Annotated in this window: 22 protein-coding genes; 15 read left to right on the top strand and 7 right to left on the bottom strand. The window is 63.1% G+C overall.

Features of this window, described 5'->3' with window-relative positions; translation table 11 throughout:
* Position 1: 1 nt before the first annotated feature.
* The 3 genes from moeA to GTP55_RS20710 form a co-directional block, all read right to left on the bottom strand.
* Complete coding sequence (moeA, locus tag GTP55_RS20720; RefSeq protein ID WP_308494744.1) at positions 2-1,966, bottom strand: molybdopterin molybdotransferase MoeA; 1,965 nt, start codon at positions 1,964-1,966, stop codon at positions 2-4.
* A 7-nt stretch (positions 1,967-1,973) separates the two neighbouring features.
* Positions 1,974-3,098, bottom strand: coding sequence for a GTP 3',8-cyclase MoaA (moaA, locus tag GTP55_RS20715; protein WP_161046750.1), 1,125 nt, complete (start codon positions 3,096-3,098; stop codon positions 1,974-1,976).
* Between the two features lie 165 nt (positions 3,099-3,263).
* Positions 3,264-6,365, bottom strand: a complete 3,102-nt coding sequence (locus GTP55_RS20710) for an Rne/Rng family ribonuclease (RefSeq protein WP_161046749.1) — start codon at positions 6,363-6,365, stop codon at positions 3,264-3,266.
* 670 nt (positions 6,366-7,035) lie between these two features.
* On the opposite strand from GTP55_RS20710, the gene GTP55_RS20705 reads away from it, so the two are divergent.
* From GTP55_RS20705 to GTP55_RS20690, 4 genes are read left to right on the top strand one after another with little or no spacing between them, the layout of a single operon-like run.
* Positions 7,036-8,019: an RluA family pseudouridine synthase gene (locus tag GTP55_RS20705; protein ID WP_161046748.1), complete on the top strand. Its 984-nt coding sequence runs from the start codon at positions 7,036-7,038 to the stop codon at positions 8,017-8,019.
* Positions 8,020-8,030: 11 nt separating this feature from the next.
* On the top strand, positions 8,031-8,690 hold the full coding sequence (locus GTP55_RS20700) for an HAD-IIIA family hydrolase (protein ID WP_161046747.1): 660 nt from the start codon (positions 8,031-8,033) through the stop codon (positions 8,688-8,690).
* Positions 8,691-9,068: a Rieske (2Fe-2S) protein gene (locus GTP55_RS20695; protein ID WP_161046746.1), complete on the top strand. Its 378-nt coding sequence runs from the start codon at positions 8,691-8,693 to the stop codon at positions 9,066-9,068. It begins immediately after the preceding gene.
* A 20-nt stretch (positions 9,069-9,088) separates the two neighbouring features.
* Positions 9,089-10,105, top strand: coding sequence for a S49 family peptidase (locus GTP55_RS20690; protein WP_161046745.1), 1,017 nt, complete (start codon positions 9,089-9,091; stop codon positions 10,103-10,105).
* Between the two features lie 171 nt (positions 10,106-10,276).
* Here the strand turns inward: GTP55_RS20690 and GTP55_RS20685 are convergent, their stop codons facing one another.
* The gene (locus GTP55_RS20685; RefSeq protein ID WP_202423808.1) at positions 10,277-10,576 is read right to left on the bottom strand and encodes a hypothetical protein; all 300 of its coding nucleotides are present in this window, start codon (positions 10,574-10,576) and stop codon (positions 10,277-10,279) included.
* A gap of 123 nt (positions 10,577-10,699) precedes the next feature.
* Between GTP55_RS20685 and GTP55_RS20680 the strand changes: the two genes are divergently transcribed.
* The 10 genes from GTP55_RS20680 to motD all read left to right on the top strand — a co-directional run bounded on the left by GTP55_RS20680 (position 10,700) and on the right by motD (position 21,594).
* Positions 10,700-11,416, top strand: a complete 717-nt coding sequence (locus GTP55_RS20680; RefSeq protein WP_161046744.1) for a pseudouridine synthase — start codon at positions 10,700-10,702, stop codon at positions 11,414-11,416.
* Positions 11,413-12,393: a fumarylacetoacetate hydrolase family protein gene (locus GTP55_RS20675; protein ID WP_161046743.1), complete on the top strand. Its 981-nt coding sequence runs from the start codon at positions 11,413-11,415 to the stop codon at positions 12,391-12,393. The genes GTP55_RS20680 and GTP55_RS20675 overlap by 4 nt, the downstream gene beginning before the upstream one ends.
* 128 nt (positions 12,394-12,521) lie before the next feature.
* Entirely contained in the window at positions 12,522-13,712 is a 1,191-nt protein-coding gene (gene flhB, locus GTP55_RS20670) for a flagellar biosynthesis protein FlhB (RefSeq protein WP_161046742.1), read from the top strand.
* Positions 13,709-15,832 (top strand): flagellar biosynthesis protein FlhA, encoded by a 2,124-nt coding sequence (gene flhA / locus GTP55_RS20665; protein ID WP_161046741.1) that lies wholly within the window; start codon positions 13,709-13,711, stop codon positions 15,830-15,832. The genes flhB and flhA overlap by 4 nt, the downstream gene beginning before the upstream one ends.
* A gap of 43 nt (positions 15,833-15,875) precedes the next feature.
* Positions 15,876-16,961: a transposase gene (locus GTP55_RS30090; protein WP_161046740.1), complete on the top strand. Its 1,086-nt coding sequence runs from the start codon at positions 15,876-15,878 to the stop codon at positions 16,959-16,961.
* A gap of 130 nt (positions 16,962-17,091) precedes the next feature.
* Positions 17,092-18,546 carry a flagellar biosynthesis GTPase FlhF gene (flhF, locus tag GTP55_RS20655; RefSeq protein WP_161046739.1) on the top strand — a complete coding sequence of 485 codons (1,455 nt, stop codon included), beginning with the start codon at positions 17,092-17,094 and terminating at the stop codon, positions 18,544-18,546.
* Positions 18,539-19,339 carry a MinD/ParA family ATP-binding protein gene (locus GTP55_RS20650; protein ID WP_161046738.1) on the top strand — a complete coding sequence of 267 codons (801 nt, stop codon included), beginning with the start codon at positions 18,539-18,541 and terminating at the stop codon, positions 19,337-19,339. The genes flhF and GTP55_RS20650 overlap by 8 nt, the downstream gene beginning before the upstream one ends.
* A gap of 20 nt (positions 19,340-19,359) precedes the next feature.
* Positions 19,360-20,091 (top strand): RNA polymerase sigma factor FliA, encoded by a 732-nt coding sequence (locus tag GTP55_RS20645; RefSeq protein ID WP_110844746.1) that lies wholly within the window; start codon positions 19,360-19,362, stop codon positions 20,089-20,091.
* Positions 20,073-20,819 carry a flagellar motor protein gene (locus GTP55_RS20640; RefSeq protein ID WP_161046737.1) on the top strand — a complete coding sequence of 249 codons (747 nt, stop codon included), beginning with the start codon at positions 20,073-20,075 and terminating at the stop codon, positions 20,817-20,819. The genes GTP55_RS20645 and GTP55_RS20640 overlap by 19 nt, the downstream gene beginning before the upstream one ends.
* A gap of 1 nt (position 20,820) precedes the next feature.
* A complete protein-coding gene (gene motD / locus GTP55_RS20635; protein ID WP_161046736.1) occupies positions 20,821-21,594 on the top strand; it encodes a flagellar motor protein MotD in 774 nt (257 codons plus the stop codon).
* A gap of 1 nt (position 21,595) precedes the next feature.
* Here the strand turns inward: motD and GTP55_RS20630 are convergent, their stop codons facing one another.
* The 3 genes from GTP55_RS20630 to flgA all read right to left on the bottom strand — a co-directional run bounded on the left by GTP55_RS20630 (position 21,596) and on the right by flgA (position 23,189).
* Entirely contained in the window at positions 21,596-22,072 is a 477-nt protein-coding gene (locus GTP55_RS20630; RefSeq protein WP_161046735.1) for a flagella synthesis protein FlgN, read from the bottom strand.
* 7 nt (positions 22,073-22,079) lie between these two features.
* Positions 22,080-22,397 (bottom strand): flagellar biosynthesis anti-sigma factor FlgM, encoded by a 318-nt coding sequence (flgM, locus tag GTP55_RS20625; RefSeq protein WP_110844742.1) that lies wholly within the window; start codon positions 22,395-22,397, stop codon positions 22,080-22,082.
* 96 nt (positions 22,398-22,493) lie between these two features.
* Positions 22,494-23,189 carry a flagellar basal body P-ring formation chaperone FlgA gene (gene flgA, locus GTP55_RS20620; protein ID WP_161046734.1) on the bottom strand — a complete coding sequence of 232 codons (696 nt, stop codon included), beginning with the start codon at positions 23,187-23,189 and terminating at the stop codon, positions 22,494-22,496.
* 154 nt (positions 23,190-23,343) lie between these two features.
* On the opposite strand from flgA, the gene flgB reads away from it, so the two are divergent.
* On the top strand, positions 23,344-23,772 hold the full coding sequence (flgB, locus tag GTP55_RS20615; RefSeq protein ID WP_161046733.1) for a flagellar basal body rod protein FlgB: 429 nt from the start codon (positions 23,344-23,346) through the stop codon (positions 23,770-23,772).
* Position 23,773: the final 1 nt, after the last annotated feature.

Below are 23,773 nucleotides of genomic sequence, written 5' to 3'. Positions count from 1 at the left end.
GTCAGGTCAGGCCGTCGAACAGCAGCACGTCGACCAGTTGGCCGGCGGCGACGTTGGCCTGCGCTTGATGCAGCACGACGATGCAGTTTGCTTCGGTCATGGAGCTGAGGATGCCGGAACCCTGGGCGCCGGTCAGGCGCACCTGCGGCGTGCCGTCGGCAGCGGTGCTGACGATGCCGCGCTGGTATTCGGTGCGGCCGGGGCGCTTGCGGATGGTGTCCATGGCGCGCGCCTGCATGGTTTGCAGTTTGCTGTCGGCGCCCATCATGCGCAGCAGGGCGGGGCGGGCGAACAGGTAGAACGAGACCATGACGGCGACCGGGTTGCCGGGCAGGCCAAACAGCCAGGCGCTGTCTTGCTCGGCCTGGACTTTGCCGAAGGCCAGCGGGCGGCCGGGACGCATCGCCAGCTTCCAGAAGGCGACGTCGCCCAGCAGCGCCATGATGTCGCGCGTGTAGTCGGCCGCGCCTTCGGACACGCCGCCGGAGGTGATGATGGCGTCGGCGGTTTTGGCGGCTTCGCGCAGCGCGGTTTCCAGTGCGTGCGGGTCGTCGCGCACCACGCCCATGTCGATGATGTCGCAGCCGAGCCGCTGCAGCATGCCGAACAGGGTGTAGCGGTTGCTGTCGTAGACGCAACCGGCTTCCAGTTGTTCGCCGATGGAGCGCAGTTCGTCGCCGGTGGAGAAGAAGGCGACGCGCAGCTTGCGGCGCACCGTCACGTTGGCGATGCCGAGTGAGGCGATCAGGCCGAGGTCCGCAGGGCGCAGCAGTTTGCCGGCGGCGATGGCGATGCCGCCTTGCGGCAGGTCTTCGCCGGCGCGGCGCAGGTTGGCGCCGGCGCGGATGGCGTTGGCGGCGATGGTGACGTTTTCGCCGTCAATCGCGGCAGCCAGTTCCTGCGGCAGCACGCTGTCGCAGCCGGGCGGGATGGCGGCGCCGGTCATGATGCGGATGCATTCGTTTTGCTGTGGCGCTTGCGTGAACGGGTGACCGGCGTAGGCGATGCCGATGTTTTTGAATGTGACCGGCGCGGCGCCGCCGGCCGGCAGGTCGGCGCCGCGCAGCGCGTAGCCGTCCATGGCCGAGTTGTCGTAGGCGGGGACGTTGATCGGCGAGATGATGTCGGCGGCCAGCACGCGGTCCAGGGCGTTGAGCAGAGGGAGTGTTTCGGTGGCCTCGACGGCAGTGATGCGGTCGGAGATCAGCCGTTGCGCTTGATCGACCGGCAGCGCGGCCGGATCGCTGTCCGCCGGGCGGGCGGCGGCCGGGCTGGCTGGCGCAGGGCCGGACGCGGCGTCGGCGTTCGGCATGGGCATGGGCGTGGCGGTGGTCTGCTCGGCTGCGGTGGCGCGTTCGGCGCGGTGCAGGTCTTCCAGAGTGTTGATGTTGCCGAAGGCGGCGCTGTCGTCGAACAGCACTTCGGCCACGCGCAGGGATTTGAAGAAGCCTTCCATGCGGCGTCCGCCGGTTTCCAGATACGCGTCCAGCTGCGGCAGCACGCTGGCTTTGATCAGGCTGAAGACTGGATGCGGCTGGCGGTACGGCGCGGCGTCCGGCTGCTCCGGATCGCGCTCCATGGTGACCGCCATCGCCAGGTCGGCGTCCTGGACCGCCATTGCCGCGTGCAGGCGCTCGGCTAGGTCGAGCGGGACGAATGGCGAATCGCACGGCGCCGTCAGCAGCAACTCGGTCGGGCAGAACTGCAGGCCAATCTGCAAGCCAGCCAGCGGCCCGGCAAACCCTTCGAGGAAATCCGGCAGCACCGGCGATTCGCCGGCCACCACCTGGTACTGCGGCAGGTTGCGGTTGGCGTTGATCGCCACCGACGCCGCCTGTGGCTTCAGGCGGGCCAGCACGTGCGCCACCAGCGTCGATCCGCGAAACGGCTGCAAGCCCTTGTCTACACGGCCCATGCGTGTGCCGCGACCGCCCGCCAGTACCAGTCCCGTGACCTTGCTCTTCAAAGACAAACTATCCCCCGATATATGACATTTCCACTTTATTGGCGCTGCGCTCGCGCTTCAGCTCCTCGGTCTGACTGGTGCGCAGCTCCGAATAGCGGTCGCTGCGCGCACGCCACAGATGCGCCAGCGCGGTGCTGATTTCGGCGTCGCTGCGGCCTTCGCGCAGCAGCGCGCGCAGATCGTGGCCGCTGGTGGCAAACAGACAGGTGTACAGTTTACCCTCAGTTGACAGTCGCGCGCGAGAGCAGTCGGCGCAAAACGCCTGGGAGACGCTGGAAATGACGCCGATTTCGCCGCCGCCGTCGGCATACCGCCAGCGCGAGGCCGTCTCGCCGGTGTAGTTGGCGGCGATGGGTTCCAGCGGCATGGCGGCGCTGATGCGGCGCACTACCTCGGCCGACGGAATCACCTCATCCATCTTCCAGCCGTTGGAGGCGCCGACGTCCATGTATTCGATAAAGCGCAGGATGTAGGGCGAACCGCGGAAATGGCGCGCCATCGGCACGATTTCCTGGTCGTTCATGCCGCCCTTGACCACCATGTTGATCTTGATCGGGCCCAGGCCCACCTGGTGGGCGACGTCGATCCCCTTCAGCACATCGTTCACCGAAAAATCGACGTCGTTCATGCGGCGGAAGGTGTCGTTGTCCAGCGCATCGAGCGACACCGTTACGCGTTGCAGGCCGGCGTCCTTGAGCGACTGCGCCTTGCGCGCCAGCAGCGAGGCATTGGTGGTCAGCGTCAGGTCGAGCGGCTTGCCGCTGACGGTTTTGAGCTCGGCCAGCATGCCGATCAGGCGTTCGACGTTCTTGCGCAGCAGCGGCTCGCCGCCGGTCAGGCGCAGTTTTTCCACGCCGTGCGCGACGAACAGGCGGGCGATGCGGGTAATCTCTTCAAACGACAGCAGCGAGGTATGCGGCAGGTATTGGTAGTTGTTGTCGAACACCGCTTTCGGCATGCAGTACACGCAGCGGAAGTTGCAGCGGTCGGTGACCGAAATGCGCAGGTCGTGCAGCGACCGCGCCAGGCGGTCGCTCAGCAGACCGGTCGGTGCCTCCAGCGAGGTGGGGACGGCCGGCACGCGATTGGACTCGCCGCGCTGCTCGGTCATCATGATGATTTTTTCTGCCATGGGTCATGCAATCTTGCTGTTTTTGAAAAACGGCGCGCACCCTCGTGCGTACCAACCGGGTACGATACCACGAGCGGCCATTTGGCGTACTGCCCAGAGGTGAGACGCAGGTCGCCAATAAAAAAGGGAAGCCGAAGCTTCCCTTTTTTTATTTGCCGGAGCAGATTAACGGCGAGTATCGACCTGGATCAATGGCTCGTCAACTTGCTGCTGTACCGGCTTGCGTTCACGCGGTACGCGCACCGGCGGCGCGACTTGCGCAGCAGCTTCCTGTGCGGCACGCAGCTTGGCCGGGTCGGTGGCTGCCAGCGTCAGGCCGGCGGAGCCGAGCACTGCTTGCAGGTCGATCGGCGCCGCTGGTGCCGGAGCAGGTGCTGGTGCTGGCGCCGGAGCAGGCGCCGGTGCCGGAGCGGCAACGACTGGCGCTGGCGCGGCCACCACTGGTTCTGCCACCACAGGTGCTGCTTCTGCTGCGACTGGCGCGGCCTCGATCACCACTGGCGCGGCGACTGGCACTTCCGCTACAGGCGCTGGAGCCGGTGCGGCTTCTACCACTGGCGCGGCTTCTTCTACCACGGCCGGTGCGGCGACGGTTTCGGCTGCCAATTCAACTACCGGTGCTGGCGGCACGATTGCTTCCACCTCTGCAGCGACTGGGGCAGCTTCAACGGGTGCCGGGGCAGGCGCCTCGACCACCGTCGGCGCGGCTTCTGTTACCGGCGCGGCAGGTGCCGCTTCCACCACTGGCGCAGCTTCAACCGCTGGTGCGGCTTCAGCAACAGGTGCGGCAACAACCACAGCCTCGGTGACTTCCGTCACTGCGACAGCCGTGACGGCCACAGCGGCGGTTTCGGCGACTGGCGTGAAGCCCAGTTCTGCCTGTTCGCCCGCTTCGCCTTCCTGACCTTCTACGCCATCCACGCCTTCTGCGCCTTCGCGCTCGCGACGGTTACGGTTACGGCCGCCACGACGACGACGACGGCGTGGCTCATCGCCTTCGCCTGCGACGTCGTTTTCATCGCCTTCCGGACCGGCGTTCGGCGCGGTTTTCAGGATGCTGGCGGCAGCGTCAGCCACTGGACCGGCCGCAGGAACACCGGCGTTCAGTGCCAGTTCTTCCACTTTGGCTTCGACCGGCGCCTTGTCGCCACGCGGCTCGCGTGGCTGGCGTGGTGGACGCTCGCCGCGTTCGGCACGCTCGGCGCGCTCAGGACGTTCTGCGCGTTCCGGACGTTCTGCACGCTCGGCGCGTTCACGGCCCTGGCCTTCGGCGCCCGCTTCACGTGGCTCGCGGCCTTCACGCGGTTCGCGTGGTGGACGTGGCTGACGTGGCGGACGGCCGTTGGCGTCGGCTGCCTTGCCTTCTTCCTGGCCGGCGCCGGCGCGGGCTGCGCCTGGTTCTTTCTCTTCACGCTCAGGACGGCCGGTTTTGCCGTTGCGGTTGCGGCCGCGCGGGCCACGGGCGTTGCGGTCGCCACGGTCGGCGCCGGCTGGCGCCTTGACGACGATGGTCGGCTGCTGCGGCAGGGCCGGAGCGGCTGGTGCGCCGGTGAAGAAGCTGATCAGCTTGGCGAAGAAACCTTGCGGGGCTGGCGTTGGCGCCGGAGCCGGTGCTGGCTTGATCACGGTTTCGGTCGGCTTGCGCTCGACCAGCGGGGCCGGTTGATCAGGGGTGATGGTCTTGACCATAGCTTCCTGGCGCGGCTTGGCCTCTTCCTTCTGGCGCTTGCTATAGGCCATGTCGGTTTCGGCGGTCTCGGCCAGCGAGTAGCTGGCGGCGCTGTCTTCCAGGCGCGGATCGTCGTGCTTGATGCGTTCCAGTTTGTAGTGCGGGGTTTCCAGGTGCTTGTTCGGCACCAGGATGACGTTGATGCGGTGACGCGTCTCGATCTTCAGTACTTCGCTGCGTTTTTCGTTCAGCAGGAAAGCGGCGACGTCCACTGGCACCTGCACGTGGATGGTGGCCGAATTTTCCTTCATCGCTTCTTCCTGGATGATGCGCAGGACTTGCAGCGCCGACGATTCGGTATCGCGGATGTGGCCGGTGCCCGAGCAGCGTGGGCAGGCAACGTGCGAACCTTCCGACAGCGACGGACGCAGGCGCTGGCGCGACAGTTCCATCAGGCCGAAGCGGGAAATCTTGCCCATCTGGACGCGGGCGCGGTCGTGGTGCAGCGCGTCTTTCAGGCGCTGTTCCACTTCGCGCTGGTTCTTGGCCACTTCCATGTCGATGAAGTCGATCACGATCAGGCCGCCCAGGTCGCGCAGGCGCAGCTGGCGGGCGACTTCTTCAGCCGCTTCGCAGTTGGTGTGGAAGGCGGTGGTTTCGATGTCGGAACCGCGGGTGGCGCGGGCCGAGTTGACGTCGACCGAGACCAGCGCTTCGGTGTGGTCGATGACGATGGCGCCGCCCGATGGCAGCGGCACGGTGCGGCTGTAGGCGGTTTCAATCTGGTGTTCAATCTGGAAACGCGAGAACAGCGGCACGTCGTCGCTGTAGCGTTTTACACGGTGCACCATGTCGGGCATCACGTGGCTCATGAACTGGTGGGCTTGTTCGTAGATCTCGTCGGTGTCGATCAGGATCTCGCCGATGTCCGGCTGGAAGTAGTCGCGGATCGCGCGGATCACCAGCGACGATTCCTGGTAGATCAGGAACGCGCCCGAGGCCGATTTGCCGGCGCCTTCGATGGCGCGCCACAGTTGCATCAGGTAATTCAAGTCCCACTGCAGTTCATCGACGTTGCGGCCGATGCCGGCGGTGCGGGCAATCACCGACATGCCTGGCGGCAGGTCCAGCTTGTCCATGGTTTCGCGCAGTTCCTGACGCTCTTCACCTTCGACACGGCGCGATACGCCACCACCGCGCGGGTTGTTCGGCATCAGCACCAGATAGCGGCCGGCCAGCGAAACGAACGAGGTCAGGGCGGCGCCCTTGTTGCCGCGTTCTTCTTTTTCGACCTGGACCATGATTTCCTGGCCTTCGCGCAGGGCATCCTTGATCGAGGCGTTGCGGACATCGACGCCTTCCTTGAAGTAGGTGCGGGCGACTTCCTTGAATGGCAGGAAACCGTGGCGGTCTTCGCCATAGCTGACGAAGCACGCTTCCAGCGACGGTTCGATGCGGGTGATCACGCCTTTGTAGATATTGGACTTGCGCTGTTCGCGTCCGGCGGTTTCGATGTCGATATCGATCAGTTTCTGACCGTCGACAATCGCTACGCGCAGCTCTTCTTGCTGCGTAGCGTTAAATAACATGCGTTTCATTTTTATTAACTCCGCGACCCTTGGGCCATCTATGCTGTCCGGTTTCTTAGTCCGGTCCAGCAAGCTACAGGGATATACGCGAGAATTGGAGTGATTGCGGTGGGTTATGCCCATCCTGTGCGGCTGCACGAAACGGCCGCAACTGGGCGCATGAGGCTGATCGACATGCCGAGTGCTCGCTTCATCTGTAGTTCTCCATGCGGCCCCAACGGACGGCAGAAAAGAACAGACGGAGAGCAGCGTCTAAATGACCAGATCTCGACCATGCTTGCTACTACAAATAATGCAACTTCGGTAACCAGGCTGGTTTCCAGCCTTCCGTCGAGCTTGCAGTAAAGCATGGGGTCTGGCGAAAACGGCAAGCGTTATCAACTACTCATCAAACCGGCCAGCCCGCGTGAGCTGGCTGACCGGACTTTATCCTTACTAACCAATCAATCTTCTTCGCCACCCCTGCCGCCCTCCGATTACAACGACGGTGCAACCTTGATTCCGTCAGGGATGGTGCGTATACATTTTTTCCTCTGAATTTGCAATTTGGCGAGGCCAGTGGAGACGCCCCTGTGTAAAATGTGCTTTTATTCTTACACTTGCCGCAGTTTGAACCGCAGCGAAACAATTATATATTCAAAATGAAGGACTTAGAGAGATTTCTGGGAAGACAGAGCAAATGAAGATGCAAAAAGATGTTGTTCCCGCTTCAACGTCCGCCCCGCTGCAAGCCCAATTCGTCACCATCACTGAAGAAGAAGCCGGTCAACGGATCGATAACTACCTGTTGCGTATCTGCAAAGGCGTGCCGAAAAGTCACGTCTATCGTATCCTGCGCTCGGGCGAAGTCCGCGTTAACAAGGGTCGTATCGACCAACTGTACCGCCTGGTACAAGGGGATGTGGTGCGAATCCCCCCCATTCGTTTGGCAGAGAAGCCGGACAACCACGTGCCGGCGGCCGAATTCGATATTATTTTCGAGGATACCCACCTGCTGGTGATCGACAAGCCAGCCGGCGTGGCCGTGCACGGCGGTTCCGGCGTGTCGTTCGGCGTCATCGAGCAGTTGCGCGCCTCGCGGCCGGACGCCAAGTTCCTGGAACTGGTGCACCGCCTCGACCGCGAAACCTCGGGCCTGTTGTTGCTCGCAAAGAAACGCTCGGCGCTGACCAATCTGCACGAGCAAATGCGCGACGGCCTGACCGACAAGCGCTATCTGACCATGGTGGCAGGCGACTGGAAAAACGCGCGCCAGCATATCAAGTTGCCGTTGCATAAATATACAACGGCGGACGGCGAACGCCGCGTCACGGTGTCGCACGAGGGCGGCATGGCCTCGCACACGATTTTTTCGCTGCTGAAGAAATTCGAGGGTTTTGCCTTGCTGGAAGCCGAACTGAAAACCGGCCGCACCCACCAGATTCGCGTTCATCTGTCATCGTCGGAGTTTCCGATTCTAGGTGACGACAAGTACGGCGATTTCGCGCTCAACAAGGCTTTGCTGAAAGCCACGGACCAACGCGGCGCACTGAAACGCATGTTCCTGCATGCGCATCAAATTACGTTTACCCATCCCGAATCTGGCAAAAACATGACGCTCAATGCGCCATTGGCCGCCGAATGTGAGCGATTCTTGGTAAGCTTGGGCAAACCTCTTAATTAATCGCAAACACAATGGCAAGAAAGCAATTTGATCTGATCGTCTTCGATTGGGATGGCACGCTGATGGATTCCACTTCCACCATCGTGAAATGCATCCAGGCCGCAGCGCGCGACCTGGCGCTGCCGGTGCCGCGCGACGAAATGGCGGCGCACGTGATCGGCCTCGGCCTGCACGAAGCCATGCAGGCGGTCTTGCCGGACATCGATCCGACCTATTACCCGCGCATGGTGGAGCGCTATCGTTACCATTTCCTGTCGCGCGATCACGAAATCAGTCTGTTCCCCGGCGTGCACGACATGCTGGAGGATTTGTCGCATCACGGCTATTTCCTGGCCGTGGCCACCGGCAAGAGCCGGGTCGGTCTGAACCGGGCCATGAATGACGTCAAAGTGCTGTCGCTGTTCGACGCAACGCGTTGCGCCGACGAAACCTTCTCCAAGCCGCACCCGGCCATGTTGCAGGAATTGACGCGCGAGTTGGGCCAGGATATGCGCCGTACCGTGATGATCGGCGATACTTCGCATGACTTGCTGATGGCTAATAATGCCGGCGCGGCCGGTGTGGCGGTCGAGTACGGCGCGCATCCGGTCGAGCAATTGGCCGCCTGCAAGCCGATGTTCTCGGCCAAGACGGTGGCCGAGCTGCATGGCTGGCTGAGCGAGAACGCCTAGATGAGTGACACCGTGGATGAAATCCTGATCTGCGCCTCGGACGCCATCGAGAACGGCGGCAAGGGCGTGCGCTTTCCGCTGACGGCTGGCGGCGAGGATGCCACCGGCTTCGTGGTGCGCCACGGCGGCGCCGCCTATGCCTACCTGAACCGTTGCGCCCACGTGCCGATCGAACTCGATTGGGCGGAAGGCGAGTTCTTTGAATCCAGCAAGCTGTACATCATGTGTGCCACCCACGGCGCGGTGTATGTGCCGGAAACCGGGCAGTGCGCCGGCGGCCCGTGCCGTGGCGGGCGGCTGCGGCCGATCGCCGTGGTTGAGCATGACCAGCAGATTTACTGGCAGCCGGATGAATATGTGCGCCCTGTGCGCGCCTGATTAACCAAGACAAGCAATCCATGAGCGACAACATCGATCCGAGCAGCACCCCGACGCCGACGCCTGCTCCGCAGCCGGCCAAGCCAGCCGTCAGCGCCTCCAACTGGGAGCGCGAGGTGCTGGAAAAGCTGGTGTTTGCCACGCTGAAGGAGCAGAAGGCCGCGCGCCGCTGGGGTATTTTCTTCAAGGCCGTGACCTTGCTGGTGATCGTGTTTGCGCTCAGCGCCTACTTCGACTTCAGCTGGACCGGCTCGGACAGCGAAACGCTGGGCCGCCACACGGCGCTGATCGAAGTCGAGGGCGCCATCGAATCCGAGGGCAGCGGCTCGGCGGCGGTGGTGATTCCGGCGCTGAACAAGGCGTTCTCGGACACCGGCTCGGTAGCGGTGGTGCTGCATATTAATAGCCCCGGCGGCAGCCCGGTGCAGGCCGGCATGATCGTCGACGAGATGGTGCGCCTGCGCAAAGGCTATCCGGGCAAGCCGCTGTACGTGGTGGTGGACGAGATCTGCGCCTCCGGCTGCTATTACATCGCCGCCGGCGCCGACCGCATCTATGTCAACAAGGCCAGCATTATCGGCTCGATCGGCGTGCTGATGGACGGCTTCGGCTTCACCGGCGCGATGGAAAAGCTGGGTGTCGAACGCCGCCTGCTGACCGCCGGCGAAAACAAGGGTTTCATGGACCCGTTCAGCCCGCTGACCGAGAAGCACAAGCAGCACGCGCAGGTGATGCTGAACGAAATCCACGAACAGTTCATCCAGGTGGTGCGCAGCGGCCGCGGCAAGCGCCTGAAGGAAACGCCGGAGATGTTCTCCGGCCTGTTCTGGACCGGCGCCAAGTCGATTGACATGGGCCTGGCCGACGCCTATGGCACGGTCGATACGGTGGCGCGCGACGTCATCAAGGCGGAAGACATCGTCGACTATACCCAGCACGAAGGCTTGCCGGAACGCGTGCTGAAGAAATTCGGCGCGGCGATGGGCGCCGGCGCGATGAAGTCGGCGGTCGACACTGTACGGCCGAGCCTGCATTAGGCTGCATCATGGACGACTGGCGCGGCGATTAACATTATCAATACGGTCTCTTTTTCACTTGCATATCCGGAGTGGTGAACTATAGTGGTGTTGTAGTTCTTTCCAAGGGGGGCCGATATAAACAGTTTATCTTGTTGTCAGCACGTTCTTGATTCAGACTGAATGATGGAACTACTCCACCGCATCGTCGATGCGGCTCAGAGAGAATTTCGATTCCTCTTTCGAGTCCCCTTGTGGGGCTGAAAACAGCGGCGCAATGCCGCTGTTTTCTATTGGCGGTTCGTTTTGCGCAAAGCCGCCGGCGTCCAGCCAGGCCAGGAACAGGGTTTGCTGATAGCGATGCCACAGCGCTTGCGCGCTGGCCGCTGGGATGGGCGTTAGTGGCTGCTCATGGCGGCAGCGCTCCAATAGCAGTGCGGCCCGGTGTTTGGCTGCCTGGGCTTGCGCCGCTGGGTTGGCGGGAAAAGTCATATGATGTCCTGCTGAGATTCCGAAGCGCAGTAGGCGAATTCCTAATGCAGTTTCAGTCTATCAATAGAATCCGGGCGGGGCTTGATATGCATCAATGATCCAGACTCCTGTAAAATCCCGGCCATGAGCAAATTATCCTTGGACCGCATCCTGCAATCGCAGGGCTATGGCACCCGCAAATACTGCCGCTCCCTGATCGAGGACGGCGAAGTCACCATCAACGGCGTGGTGCACGACAATTACAAAGAAACCATCGACACCGACGGTTTGGTTTTCAACCTGTTCGACGAAGACGTGGTGTACCGCGAACACGTCTACATCGCGCTGTTCAAGCCGCAGAACTATGAATGTTCGCGCAAGCCCAGCCATCATCCGGGCGTGCTGACCCTGCTGCCGGAAGAACTGACCTGGCGCGACGTGCAGCCGGTCGGCCGGCTCGACCACGACACCACCGGCATGCTGCTGATGTCCGACGATGGCGCCTTTATCCATGCGCAATCGTCGCCGAAGCGGCACGTGCCCAAGATTTACCAGGCCACTACGGCGGAACCGGTCACCGATGAGCTGATCGCCCAGCTGCTGGCCGGCGTGCAATTGCACGATGAACCGGCGCCGCTGGCGGCGCAGACCTGCATCAAGCGCGGCGAATTCCAGCTGGAAATCGTGCTGGAGCAGGGCAAATACCACCAGGTCAAGCGCATGCTGGCCGCCGCCGGCAACCATTGCTCGGCGCTGCACCGTTCCGCCATCGGCGGTCTGGAGCTGGCCTCGCTGGGCATCGAGGAGGGCGACTGGTGCTACCTGACGGCTGAACAACTGTCGTTGCTGACGCCAGCATGAAACTCGCGACGCTGAGGGACGGCACCCGCGACGGCCAGTTGATGGTGGTTTCGCGCGACCTGAAAACCGCCCAGCTGGCCGACGGCGTGGCCCGTACGCTGCAACGGGCGCTGGATGATTGGGCCTTCATCTCCCCGCAACTCGACGCCATCTACCATGAACTGAACCGGGGTGGCGGCCGCCGCAGCTTCGATTTCGAGCCGCAAAACTGCATGGCGCCATTGCCGCGCGCGTTCCAGTGGGCCGACGGCTCGGCCTACGTCAACCACGTCGAACTGGTGCGCAAGGCGCGCGGCGCCGAGCTGCCCGCTTCGTTCTGGGAAGAGCCGCTGATGTACCAGGGCGGCAGCGACGATCTGCTCGGCCCGACCGACGACATCATGCTGGCGCATGAGGAGTGGGGCATCGATTTCGAAGCAGAAGTGTGCGTGATCACCGACGATTTGGCCATGGGCGCCACCGCCGACCAAGCCCACCAGCGGATTCGCCTGCTGATGCTGGCCAATGACGTATCGCTGCGCAATCTGATTCCGGAAGAACTGGCCAAAGGCTTCGGCTTCGTGCAGTCCAAGCCGGCCACCAGTTTTTCGCCGGTGGCCGTCACTCCGGACGAGCTGGGCGATGCCTGGAAAAACGGCAAGGTGCACCTGCCGCTGTTGTCGACCTGGAACGATAAACTGGTCGGCAAGCCGCATGCGGGCGTCGATATGGTGTTCAATTTTCCGCAACTGATTGCCCATCTGGCCAAGTCGCGCAATGTGCGGGCCGGGTCGATTATCGGCTCGGGCACGGTATCCAACAAGGACGCCAGGCGCGGCTATTCCTGCATCGCCGAACAACGCTGCCTGGAGATGATTGCCGGCGGCGAGCCGGTCACGCCGTTCATGGCGTTTGGCGACACCATCCGCATCGAAATGCTGGACGACGGTAAATCCGTGTTCGGCGCCATCCAGCAAACCGTCAGGCAATCCGCCTGACCAGCCTGAGTTTCCGTATGGAATTGTGGAGCAGGCGGTGAAAACCCGCCGTATTCCATCGATGCCGCGCGCCTGCCGCCATCGATAATGGCAGGGTCGACAATTAACCCACGTAGCAGGCAGAATCCATGGCAGAAGACAGCGACGCCGAAAAGACCGAACCCGCGTCAGCGAAGCGCCTCGAGCAGGCGCGCGAAGAAGGCGACGTTCCCCGTTCGCGGGAAGTGGCGACGTTTACCGTGCTGATGGCGGCCGGCGCCGGCCTGTGGATGACCGGCGACAGCCTGATCCGGCAGCTGCAAACCGTGCTGGTATCCGGCCTCAAGCTGACCCAGGAGCAGATTTTCGACAGCGACGTGCTGATTCACCGGATCGCCGTGGACCTGGTGCAGGTGCTGATCGCCTGCCTGCCGCTGGGCGTGGCAGTGATGGTGGTGGCGCTGGCCTCGCCGCTGCTGGTGGGCGGCTGGCTGTTCAGCAGCAAGGTCTTCACGCCGAATTTCGGCAAGCTCAATCCAATCAGCGGCATCACCAATATGTTCTCGAAGAACGCGCTGGTGGAGCTGTTCAAGGCCATCCTGAAGACGGTGGTGGTCGGCTTTGTCACCTACCTGGTGGTGATGAAGTACAAGGATGCGGTGATCGGCCTGTCGGTCGAGCCGCTCAAGCTGGGCATCGGCCACACGCTGAACATGCTGGCGTCCAGCTTTCTGTTCATCGTCGGCGCGCTGGGCCTGATTGCCGCGATCGACGGCCCATACCAGATGTGGCACTACGCCGACAAACTGAAGATGACGCGCCAGGAGCTGATCCAGGAATCCAAGGAATCCGACGGCAATCCGCAGATCAAGGGCAAGATCCGCCAGCTGCAACGCGAGATGGCCAAGCGCCGCATGATGGCCGACGTGCCGACCGCCGACGTGATCGTCACCAATCCGACCCACTATGCAGTGGCGCTGAAATACAACGATGGCATGCGCGGCGCGCCAAAAGTGGTGGCCAAGGGGATCGACGAGGTGGCCGCCAAGATCCGCGAAATCGGCAAGGAAAACAAGGTGGCGATTCTGGAAGCGCCGGCACTGGCGCGGGCGCTGCACAAGCATACCGAGATCGGCGACGAGATTCCGGAACAGCTGTACGCGGCCGTGGCCGAGGTGTTGGCGTATGTGTTCCAGCTGCGCCTGTTCAGCCGTGCCGGCGGCAACCGTCCGGAAGAGCCGAAACAGCTCGACGTGCCGGCCACCATGGACCCGCTGAATCCCGCCTTCATCCCCAAGCATGGCAAGACCCCAGATTTGAATAATGGAGCATCCGCATGAACGCCCTCAGCAACGTGAAGTTACCACCATGGCTGCAAGGCCTGGCGTCCTCGCCGAACAAGTCCAGCCTGGCGGCGCCGCTGCTGATCATCATGCTGCTGGCGATGATGATCCTGCCGTTGCCGGCGTTTGTGCTGGATATCTTCTTCAGCTTTAACATCGCGCTGTCGGTGATCGTGTTGTTGACTTCGCTGTACACGGTGAAGCCGCTGGACTTCATGTCGTTCCCGACCATCCTGCTGGTGTCGACCATGCTGCGGCTGTCGCTGAACGTGGCGTCGACCCGGGTGGTGCTGACCGAAGGCCATACCGGCGCCGATGCGGCCGGCAAGGTGATCGAGGCCTTCGGCCACTTCCTGATCGGCGGTAACTACACGGTCGGTATCGTGGTGTTCATCATCCTGACCATCATCAACTTTGTGGTGGTGACCAAGGGTGCGGGCCGTATCGCCGAGGTGGGCGCGCGCTTCGCCCTGGACGCGATGCCGGGCAAGCAGATGGCGATTGACGCCGACCTCAACGCCGGCCTGATCGGCGAGGCAGATGCGAAAAAACGCCGCAGCGAAGTGTCGATGGAAGCCGAATTCTACGGCGCCATGGACGGTGCATCGAAGTACGTCCGCGGCGACGCCGTGGCCGGCATCATGGTGACGGTGATCAACGTCATCGGCGGCCTGCTGGTCGGCCTGATCCAGCACGATATGCCGTTTTCCGACGCGTTGAAAAACTACACGCTGCTGGCCATCGGTGACGGCCTGGTGGCGCAGATTCCATCGCTGATCATCTCGGTGGCAGCCGGCATCGTGGTGTCGCGCGTGGCCAGCGACGAGGACATCGGCACGCAGCTGGTGGGCGAGCTGTTCGCCAAGCCGGAAGTGCTGTACATCACGGCCGGCATCATCGGCGGCATGGGGCTGATTCCCGGTATGCCGAACCTGGTGTTCATCCTGCTGGCGAGCACGCTGGCCGGCTCGGCTTATCTGATGTCGAAGAAAAAAGTGCAGAAAGTCGCGGCCGAAACGGCGGCGGCGGAAGCGGCGGCGCCAGCCGCGGCGGCCACTTCGGAGCAGGAAGAGGCGACCTGGCAGGACATCATGCCGGTCGATACGCTGGGGCTGGAAGTGGGCTATCGCCTGATTCCGCTGGTGGACAAGACCCAGGGCGGCGAGCTGCTCAAGCGCATCAAGGGCATCCGCAAGAAGTTCGCGCAGGAGGTGGGTTTCCTGGCGCCGCCGGTGCACATCCGCGACAACCTGGAACTCAAACCATCGGCCTACCGGATCGCGCTCAAGGGTGTGGAGGTGGGCGCGGGCGAGGCGTTCAACGGCCAGTTCCTGGCGATCAATCCGGGCATGGCAAGCGGCACCTTGCAGGGCATGGTGACCACCGATCCCGCCTTCGGCCTGCCGGCGGTGTGGATCGACGCCAGCCTGCGCGACCAGGCGCAGGGCATGGGCTATACCGTGGTGGATGCCGGCACGGTGGTGGCGACGCACCTGAATCATTTGATCACCACGCACGCGTCGGAGCTGCTGGGCCGCTCGGAAGTGCAGTCGCTGCTGGATCATCTGGCCAAGGAATCGCCGAAGCTGGTGGAGGATCTGGTGCCGAAGATGGTGTCGATCTCGACCTTGCAGAAGGTGCTGCAGAATCTGCTGGCGGAGGGCGTGCACATCCGCGATATGCGCACCATCATCGAGACGCTGGCCGAGCATGGCGCGCACACCCAGGATGCCGGCGACCTGACGGCGCTGGTGCGCATCGCGCTGGGCCGGGCGATCGTGCAGCAGCTGTTCCCTGGCGCCGGCGAGCTGTCGGTGATGACACTGGATAATCGTCTGGAACGCTTGCTGATGCAGGCGCTGGCGGCCAGCGGTCCGGATGGCGCCGGCATCGAGCCGGGGCTGGCCGATACCATTGCGCAGCAGGCGGCGGCGGCCACGCAGCAGCAGGAAGCGCTGGGCCTGACGCCGGTGCTGCTGGTGCCGGGACCGTTGCGGGCCTTGCTGTCGCGCTTCCTGCGCCGCTCGCTGCCGCAGCTGAAGGTGCTGTCGCATGCCGAGATCCCGGAAAGCAAAACCATCCGCGTGACTGCGCTGGTCGGCCAGCAGCCGGCTTGATCTAGCGCGTCATGTTCCCATGCAGGCAGCCTAGACTGCCTGCATGAATGACGATTACGACACGCCGTGGAAGGACGTGATCACCGATCACTTCCCGGAACTCATGGCTTTCTATTTCCCCTCCGCGCATGCCGCGATCGACTGGTCGCGGCCGCATGATTTTCTCGATCAGGAGTTGTCTGCACTGTCGCCCGGTGCCGAGCAGGGAAAGCGACTGCTGGACAAGCTGGTGCGCGTGTACCTGCATCAGGGCGGTGAGCAGTGGGTGCTGGTGCACCTGGAAGTGCAAGGCTGGCGCGACGCGGGCTTTGCCGAACGCATCTTCACCTATCACTACCGCGTGTATGACCGCTATCACCGGCCGGTCGCCAGCATGGCGGTGCTGGCGGATACGGGGCGGCGCTGGAAGCCTGAATCGTTCGCTTATTCCCTATTGGGCTGTGAGTTGCGCTTGAATTTCCCAGTGGCTAAGTTGCAGGACTATGCCGGCTGCCTGGACGCTCTTCTGACTGACGCCAATCCGTTTGCCCTGGTGACCGCTGCCCACCTGTTAACGCAGCAGACCAAACACAGCCCTCACCAACGCCGCCGCGCCAAGTGGCGTTTGGCCAAGCTACTGTATCAACGTGACTGGGACAAGCGGCGTATCATTAATCTGCACCGCACGATCGACTGGCTGATGCGTCTGCCCAAGTCGCTTGATAAGCGGCTCAGGTATGGGATCCTGGAATTGGAAAGGAGAAAAGCTATGCCTTATGTCACCTCATATGAGCGTATAGGGATGGAGATCGGTATGAGCAAAGGACTGCAGGAAGGGTTGCAGAAGGGGCTGCAGGAGGGGCTGCAGAAGGGACTGCAGGCGGGGCTGCAGAAAGGATTGGAGGAAGGCCGGCAGAAGGGCCTGCAGGAAGGTCGTCAGGAAGGTCTTCAGGAAGGCCGTCAGGAAGGTCGTCAGGAAGGCCGTCAGGAAGGCGGGGCGGAGATGCTGGCGGCGCTATTGGGCAAGCGCTTTGGCGCGCTCGATCCTGAGGTGGCGGCGCGCCTGGTTAACGCCGATGTCGCGCAACTGTCCAAATGGGTGCTGAACTTCGTTGATGCCCATACACTGGACGAAGTTTTCCGCGACTGAAATGCGGGCCATTTGTACCCCTGTTCATCAGATCGTTTCCGGAGTGCATCGTCAATAATGGAAGCATTGGAGTCAAGGCGTCTTGTATCGCAAGGCGCGTGACTCAACCTGGTTCCCTTGAGAGACGGTCATGAACGTTAAAAAATTTACCGCACCGACTTCCCGCGAAGCGCTGCGCAAAGTCCGCGAATCCCTCGGCCCTGACGCCGTGATCCTGTCCAACCGTCAATCCGACGGCATCGTCGAAATCCTCGCCCTGGCAAACGATGACGCCGCCTCGCTGGCCATGCCGGCGCCGCATTCGCCGATGGCGGAACCCGCACCCTCGTTGGACCTGGACGCCCCGGTGATCGCCGCCAGCCGCGTCGAGCCGCGCTTCGAAGAGGAGTTGCCGCACATGTCGCCGCCGGTTGCCAGCACCCGCCCAGCCAGCCTGCCGGTGCAGCCGCAACGCCGCGTGGTGGCCTCGCACTCATCGCTCGCCACTAAGGTCGCCGCAGCCGCGCCGGTACCGACTCCGGCGCCTGCACCACAGCCAAAAGCCGCGCCATCTATCGACGCCCACCAGATCGCCGCGCTGGTCAGCGCCGCTGTCGCCAGCGCCAAGGAATCGGCCGCCGTCGAGATGAGCGGCATGATGAGCGAAATCCGCGCCATGCGCGGCATGATGGAAACCCAGCTGGCCGAATTGTCATGGGGCGCGACGCAAGCGCGCGAACCGCAGAAGACCGCGGTGCTGCGCGAAATGCTGGCGGCCGGTTTTTCGGCCAGCCTGGCGCGCTACCTGATCGAAAAACTGCCGGCCGGCCGCGACGCCGCCGACAGCCTGCGCTGGATAAAGACCGTCCTCACGCGCAACCTGCAAACCATGGCCAACGAAGACGCGCTGATCGAGCAGGGCGGCGTGTTCGCGCTGGTCGGTCCGACCGGCGTCGGCAAGACCACCAGCACCGCCAAGCTGGCGGCGCGCTGCGTGATGCGCCACGGCCCGGACAAGCTGGCCCTGATCACCACCGACGCTTACCGCATCGGCGCGCATGAACAGCTGCGCATCTACGGCAAAATCCTCGGCGTGATGGTGCACTCGGTCAAGGATGAAGCCGACCTGCGCATCGCCCTGAAAGAACTGAAGAACAAGCATACCGTGCTGATCGACACGGTCGGCGTCAGCCAGCGCGACCAGATGGTCACCGAGCAGGTGTCGATGCTGCAAGGCGCCGACACCAACGTCAAGCGCCTGCTGTGCCTGAACGCCACCGCCACCCAGGAAACCCTGAGCGAAGTGGTGCGCGCCTACCAGGGCAGCGGCCTGGCCGGCTGCATCATGACCAAGCTGGACGAAGCGGCCGCGATTGGCAACGCGCTGGACGTGGTGATCCGCCACAAGCTGAACCTGTTCTACGTGTCGAACGGCCAGCGCGTGCCGGAAGACCTGCACCTGGCCGATCCGGCCTACCTGATCGACCGCGCCTTCAAGCTCAAGCGAGACAGCGTCCACACTCAGTACCAGGATGCGGAGCTGCCTCTGCTGATGAGCAATACAACGCAAGACAACCGCAGCATGCGCGAGGTGCACCTTGGCTAATTTTAATTTCGACCAGGCGGAGGGCCTGCGCCGCATGCTGGCCGGGGCCCAGCCCCGCATCGTTACCTTTCTGTCGGCGGCGCCGCAGGACGACAAGGGCGCCATGCTGGTCAACCTGGGCGCTTCGCTGGCCCGGGCCGGCAATGACGTGCTGATCGTCGACGCCTGCGCCAGCGCCCACGGCGTCGCCTCGCGCCTGGGTGTCGACGGCGGCGACAGCCTGCTCAATGTGGCGCGCCAGGAATGCGCGCTGAACCAGGTGATCCACGCGGTGCCGCAAGGTTTCTCGGTGGCGTCGATGACCCGCGGCGCGGCGCGCTCCGGTCCGGACGAGACCCGGCGCCTGGCCAAGGCCTTCGATGTGCTGGCCAAGCAGACCGGCATGGTGCTGGTCGACGGCGAGTTCGACGGCGAAGCCTTTCCGGTGCCGATCATGGCCAGCTCGGAGATTGTGGTGCAGGTCTCGAATAGCGCTACCTCGATCAAGGCTGCGTACAGTATGATTAAGCGCCTGAACCAGGAACTGGGCCGTCGGCCGTTCGGCATTCTGGTCACCGGCGCCTCGGAAGACGAAGCTAGGTTGGTTTACGATAATATGGCACAGGCGGCAAGCCGTTACCTGGCCGTCAATCTGGTGTCGATGGGATCGGTGCCGGCGGATGAATACCTGCAACGTGCGGCGCGCTTGGGGCGTGCGGTGGTCGATGCGTTTCCGCTGGCGGGGGCTTCTGTCGCGTTTCGCCAATTGGCGGGCCGCTTCGCGCTGGGGGGGACTCACCAACTGCGCGCTTGATTAATATAATAAATATTCGAATGTATACGGTAAAAGGGAAAGCGGACAAGGATACTTTACTGACGGAGCATATGCCGTTGGTAAAACGCTTGGCCCACCACATGAAGGCGAAACTGCCGCCCAGCGTCGAAGTCGACGATCTGGTGCAAGCCGGAATGATCGGCCTGTTGGACGCCATCAGCCGTTACGAAGAAACCCACGGCGCGCAATTTGAAACCTACGCGGTGCTGCGCATCCGCGGCGCCATGCTGGACGAGCTGCGCAGCAGCGACTGGCTGCCGCGCTCGCTGCGGCAGAACATGCGCAAGGTCGAAGCCGCCATGTCGACGCTGCAGCAGCGCCTGGGCCGGCCGCCTAGCGAATCGGAAGTGGCCAAGTCGCTCAAGCTGTCGCTGGCCGACTACCAGGAAATGCTGGGCGACGGCGGCGGCCACCAGCTGGTGTACTACGAAGATTTCCATGACGACGACGGCAACGACAGCTTCCTCGACCGCTATGCCGCCGATGACGACGCCGATCCGCTGCGTTCCCTGCTGGACGGCGACTTCCGCCAGGCCGTGATCGATGCCATCGATATGCTGCCGGAGCGCGAGAAGATGCTGATGGGCTTGTACTACGAAGAGGAGCTCAACTTGAAAGAAATTGGCGCCGTGATGGGCGTATCCGAATCGCGCGTATCGCAATTGCATACGCAGGCCGTGGCGCGTCTGCGCGCCTCACTCCGGGAGCGGTCTTGGACTGGGCCAGCGTAGCCGGCGTGCTGCTGGCGCTGGCCGGCATCATGGCCGGCCAGACCATGGAAGGCGGCAAGCTCACTTCCTTGTTGCAACCGGCGGCGTTTGCGATCGTTGTCATCGGCACGTTTGGCGCGGTGCTGTTGCAGACCCGCTTCAAGACCTTTGTGCGCGGCGTGCGCATGCTGCGGCTGGTGTTTGCGCCGCCCAAGGACACCCGCGCCGCCTTGGCGCGCGACATCAACGCCTGGAACCTGGCGGCGCGCCGCGACGGCCTGCTGTCGCTGGAGCGCTACATGCTGGCCTCCAAGGACCAGTTCAACACCAAGGGCCTGCGCCTGATCGTCGACGGCATCGCGCCGGAGAAACTGCGCCAGCTGCTGGACACCGAAATTACCGCCTATGAAACCGCCGAGCGCCAGGCCGTGCGCATCTGGGAATCGGCAGCCGGCTATTCGCCGACCATCGGCATCCTGGGCGCGGTGCTGGGCCTGATTCACGTGATGGAAAACCTGACCGATCCGAGCAAGCTGGGGTCCGGCATTGCGATCGCGTTCGTGTCGACCATTTACGGCGTCGGCCTGGCCAATCTGTTCTTCTATCCGATCGCCAATAAACTGAAGGCGATCGTCACGCAGGAAGTGCACCAGCAGGAGATTGCGGCGGCGGTGTTCTACGACATCGCCACCGGCGACCACACGCGGGTGATCGACGAACGCATCGCCACGCTGCTGCGGGAGCACTGAGATGTACTACCGTCGCGCCCGCAAAAAGTTCGACGACGAGCCGGAGAACCATGAGCGCTGGCTGATTTCGTACGCCGACTTCATCACGCTGCTGTTCGCGTTCTTTGTGGTCATGTATGCGATTTCGGCGGTCAACATCGGCAAGTACAAGGTGTTTTCCGACGCGCTGGGCAATGCCTTCGGCGGCCAGGGTTCGGCCACGCCGGTCAATACACAGGTGCAGAACCTGCCGATTCCCAATCCCGGCCTGAAGCGCCGCACCGAGCTGCTGCGCAAGGAAAAAGAGCAGATGACGCGGCTGGCGCAGGATTTGCTGTCGACCATGGCGCCGCTGGTCAAGGAGGGCAAGGTGCGGGTGACGCAGAACAGCCGCGGCGTCAGCGTCGAGATCAATGCGTCGGTGCTGTTCGATCCGGGCGAGGCCAGGCTGATGCCGGAATCGGTGGAAGCGCTGCGCGCGGTGGCCAATCTGCTCAAGAGCGATACGCACAATGTGCAGGTGGAAGGGCATACGGATAATCAGCCGATTGCCAATCCGCGTTATCCATCCAACTGGGAATTGTCGTCGGTGCGCGCCAGCAGCGTGGTGCGGCTGTTCATCGATGCCGGCGTGGCGCCGACGCGGCTGACGGCGGTGGGCTTCAGCTCCAACCAGCCGGTGGCCGACAACGACACGCCACTGGGCCGCGCGCGCAACCGCCGCGTGGCGGTGACGATCTTGTCGGGAATTCCTGATCCGAGTACGGAAGTGCCGACGGCATTGCCGGCGCAATAAATTAGCCGGCGAGGAAACCGCGGCTGCGCGGCAGGGTGGTGGTCACGCCGCCCGGGCCATAGAAGTTGTTGCCGGCCGAACCCTGCGGCCGCAAGGCGTGCAGCGCATCCTGGGTTTGCCCCATCTGCTTGTTGATCAGCACGCCATTGAGCAGGTTGAGTTCCTTGGCGGTGCGGGTGTGCTGCAGCAACGCGCTCCACAGGCTTTCCGACTCGGCGCGCGCCTCGCCGCTGGCGGCGATCCACGCATCCATGCCGGCTTCCTCGGCAGGAAAGCCGCATTTGCCCAGCGAGCGGTGACGTTGCGCGGATAACAGGGTCATTTGCGTGACCAGCGCGTTCTTGCGGGTGGTAATGGCCGGCAGGCCTTCAATCTCGGCCGTCACCAGCAGTTGCTGTTCCTGGCGCAGCACATCCAGCAGGGTGGACATGATGTGTTCTTCTTCGCGCAGGCTGTTCAGCGGGGTGACGGTGGTCATGACTATCCTATCGTTTTCTTGAGTGCAGCAGATCCTTGACGGTATCCAGCAAGCCATCCGCTACTTTTTCCGAGTTGACCTGGAACTGGCCATCGGCAATTGCCAACTTGATGCGCTCGACTTTCTTGGTGTCGAACACGGCATTGGCGCCGCTGGCCGAACTGGCCGCCATGGCCTGGCCTTGCGGAGACAGGCGGACACTGTCCGACGCCACATTCGACGGCGCCGCTTCCGCAGCCTTGTCCGCGCCGCGCGCGGTGGAGCTGGTTGCAGCAGGCGTCGACGGCAGGCCGGGCGTGCTCTTTAATGTATCGTTAATTTTCACAGCATTTCCTTCTCAGCGAGGAGTACGAAACTCCGGGATCTGAGTCGGTAACGGCGATTCGGTCGTAAACTTTAGCCGGGTTTGCCTGGCCATTGCTCAAAATGCCACCTCGACCATGCCGCCGGTCTTGGCGATGCCGGTAATCTGTTGCCCATTGCCGGTTTTCACCTGGACCACCTGGCCGTCGCCGGCCGTGCTCATGGCCCGGCCCTCGGCCGAGACGCTGAAACCGCTGCCGCTCGATACCAGGCGCACCAGCTGGCCCGACTGCACCACCGGCTTGCTGCGCAGCGTGTCCAGCCGCAAAGGCGTTCCTGGTGGCAACGACACCGAGGCGCTGCGGCCGATCACCTGGCTGGCGTCGGTGGCTATACCTGCTGGCAACATTGTCAGATCGCCCTTGAGGACGGTCAACTGGTTGGCGTCGATCGGCTGGCCCTGCACCAGCGGGGCGGCGGCGGCGATGTATTCGCCCACCACGGTCACGTTGGCTTGAATATATACCGTCCACGTGGCCGGTGTCGCACAGCGTACGCCGACCGTGGTTTTGCCCCAGGCGCGGGCGCCGGGCATGAAGAAAGCCTGCGGGTCGGGGCAGGCGGCCAGTTGCATGCGCGGATCGATGGCGCCGACCGTGACCGTGACCTGGCCCGGCAGGCCGCCGGCCTGCACCTGCAGGAATTGTTCGACCGTGTGCTTGATGGCCGCGATGTCCTGGCGACCGGGCTGGGCGGCGGCGTTGGCGCCAAGTGCAATGCCGAAGAGTGCAGCGATGAGCAGACGTGGTTTCATGGCGATGGTTTCCCGTTCAATGCTGCCATCATAGTCTGGCAGGCTGGACTTGAAGCGTTGAATAAGGCGGGAAATGGGGTGCTTATCGCCCGATTGTTACGGCGGGCAACTCCGTATCATCGATCCTGTCATTAATGTGGAAGGGGAGCACATCATGCTCGGCAGCAAGTTAGACGATTACATGCGCTTTAATGAAACGGCACTGAGCCTGCGTTCGACGCGTCAGTCGGTGCTCGCCTCCAATATTGCCAACGCGGACACGCCGAATTACAAGGCGCGCGACATCGACTTCAGCGCCACCATGCAGGCCGCGCTGGCCAAGGCCAACCCGAATGCCCAGCAGTCGCTGGCGACCACCGCGGTCAAGCATTACCCCAACCCTCTGCAAGACGCCGGTACGCTGGCCGACGGCACGCCACTGCTGTACCGCGGCGTGATCCAGGGCGCGGTGGACGGCAACACGGTGGACATGGACGTCGAGCGCAACCAGTTTGCCGACAACGCGATCCGCTACGAAGCCGGCATCACCGCCATCAACGGCCAGATCAAGTCGATGCTGGCGGCGATCCAGTCAGGGAGCTGAT

It is taken from the genome of Duganella margarita (assembly GCF_009857535.1).
Lineage (GTDB): Bacteria > Pseudomonadota > Gammaproteobacteria > Burkholderiales > Burkholderiaceae_D > Rugamonas > Rugamonas margarita.
Note: the sequence above shows the minus strand (reverse complement) of the source record. Positions and strands in the feature narration are given on the sequence as shown.

Coding starts and splice junctions, on each gene's coding strand:
- moaA (WP_161046750.1), bottom strand. CDS start 3,098: ATGGCAGAAAAAATCATCATGATGACCGAGCAGCGCGGCGAGTCCAAT.
- GTP55_RS20710 (WP_161046749.1), bottom strand. CDS start 6,365: ATGAAACGCATGTTATTTAACGCTACGCAGCAAGAAGAGCTGCGCGTA.
- GTP55_RS20705 (WP_161046748.1), top strand. CDS start 7,036: ATGAAGATGCAAAAAGATGTTGTTCCCGCTTCAACGTCCGCCCCGCTG.
- GTP55_RS20700 (WP_161046747.1), top strand. CDS start 8,031: ATGGCAAGAAAGCAATTTGATCTGATCGTCTTCGATTGGGATGGCACG.
- GTP55_RS20695 (WP_161046746.1), top strand. CDS start 8,691: ATGAGTGACACCGTGGATGAAATCCTGATCTGCGCCTCGGACGCCATC.
- GTP55_RS20690 (WP_161046745.1), top strand. CDS start 9,089: ATGAGCGACAACATCGATCCGAGCAGCACCCCGACGCCGACGCCTGCT.
- GTP55_RS20685 (WP_202423808.1), bottom strand. CDS start 10,576: ATGACTTTTCCCGCCAACCCAGCGGCGCAAGCCCAGGCAGCCAAACAC.
- GTP55_RS20680 (WP_161046744.1), top strand. CDS start 10,700: ATGAGCAAATTATCCTTGGACCGCATCCTGCAATCGCAGGGCTATGGC.
- GTP55_RS20675 (WP_161046743.1), top strand. CDS start 11,413: ATGAAACTCGCGACGCTGAGGGACGGCACCCGCGACGGCCAGTTGATG.
- flhB (WP_161046742.1), top strand. CDS start 12,522: ATGGCAGAAGACAGCGACGCCGAAAAGACCGAACCCGCGTCAGCGAAG.
- flhA (WP_161046741.1), top strand. CDS start 13,709: ATGAACGCCCTCAGCAACGTGAAGTTACCACCATGGCTGCAAGGCCTG.
- GTP55_RS30090 (WP_161046740.1), top strand. CDS start 15,876: ATGAATGACGATTACGACACGCCGTGGAAGGACGTGATCACCGATCAC.
- flhF (WP_161046739.1), top strand. CDS start 17,092: ATGAACGTTAAAAAATTTACCGCACCGACTTCCCGCGAAGCGCTGCGC.
- GTP55_RS20645 (WP_110844746.1), top strand. CDS start 19,360: ATGTATACGGTAAAAGGGAAAGCGGACAAGGATACTTTACTGACGGAG.
- motD (WP_161046736.1), top strand. CDS start 20,821: ATGTACTACCGTCGCGCCCGCAAAAAGTTCGACGACGAGCCGGAGAAC.
- GTP55_RS20630 (WP_161046735.1), bottom strand. CDS start 22,072: ATGACCACCGTCACCCCGCTGAACAGCCTGCGCGAAGAAGAACACATC.
- flgA (WP_161046734.1), bottom strand. CDS start 23,189: ATGAAACCACGTCTGCTCATCGCTGCACTCTTCGGCATTGCACTTGGC.
- flgB (WP_161046733.1), top strand. CDS start 23,344: ATGCTCGGCAGCAAGTTAGACGATTACATGCGCTTTAATGAAACGGCA.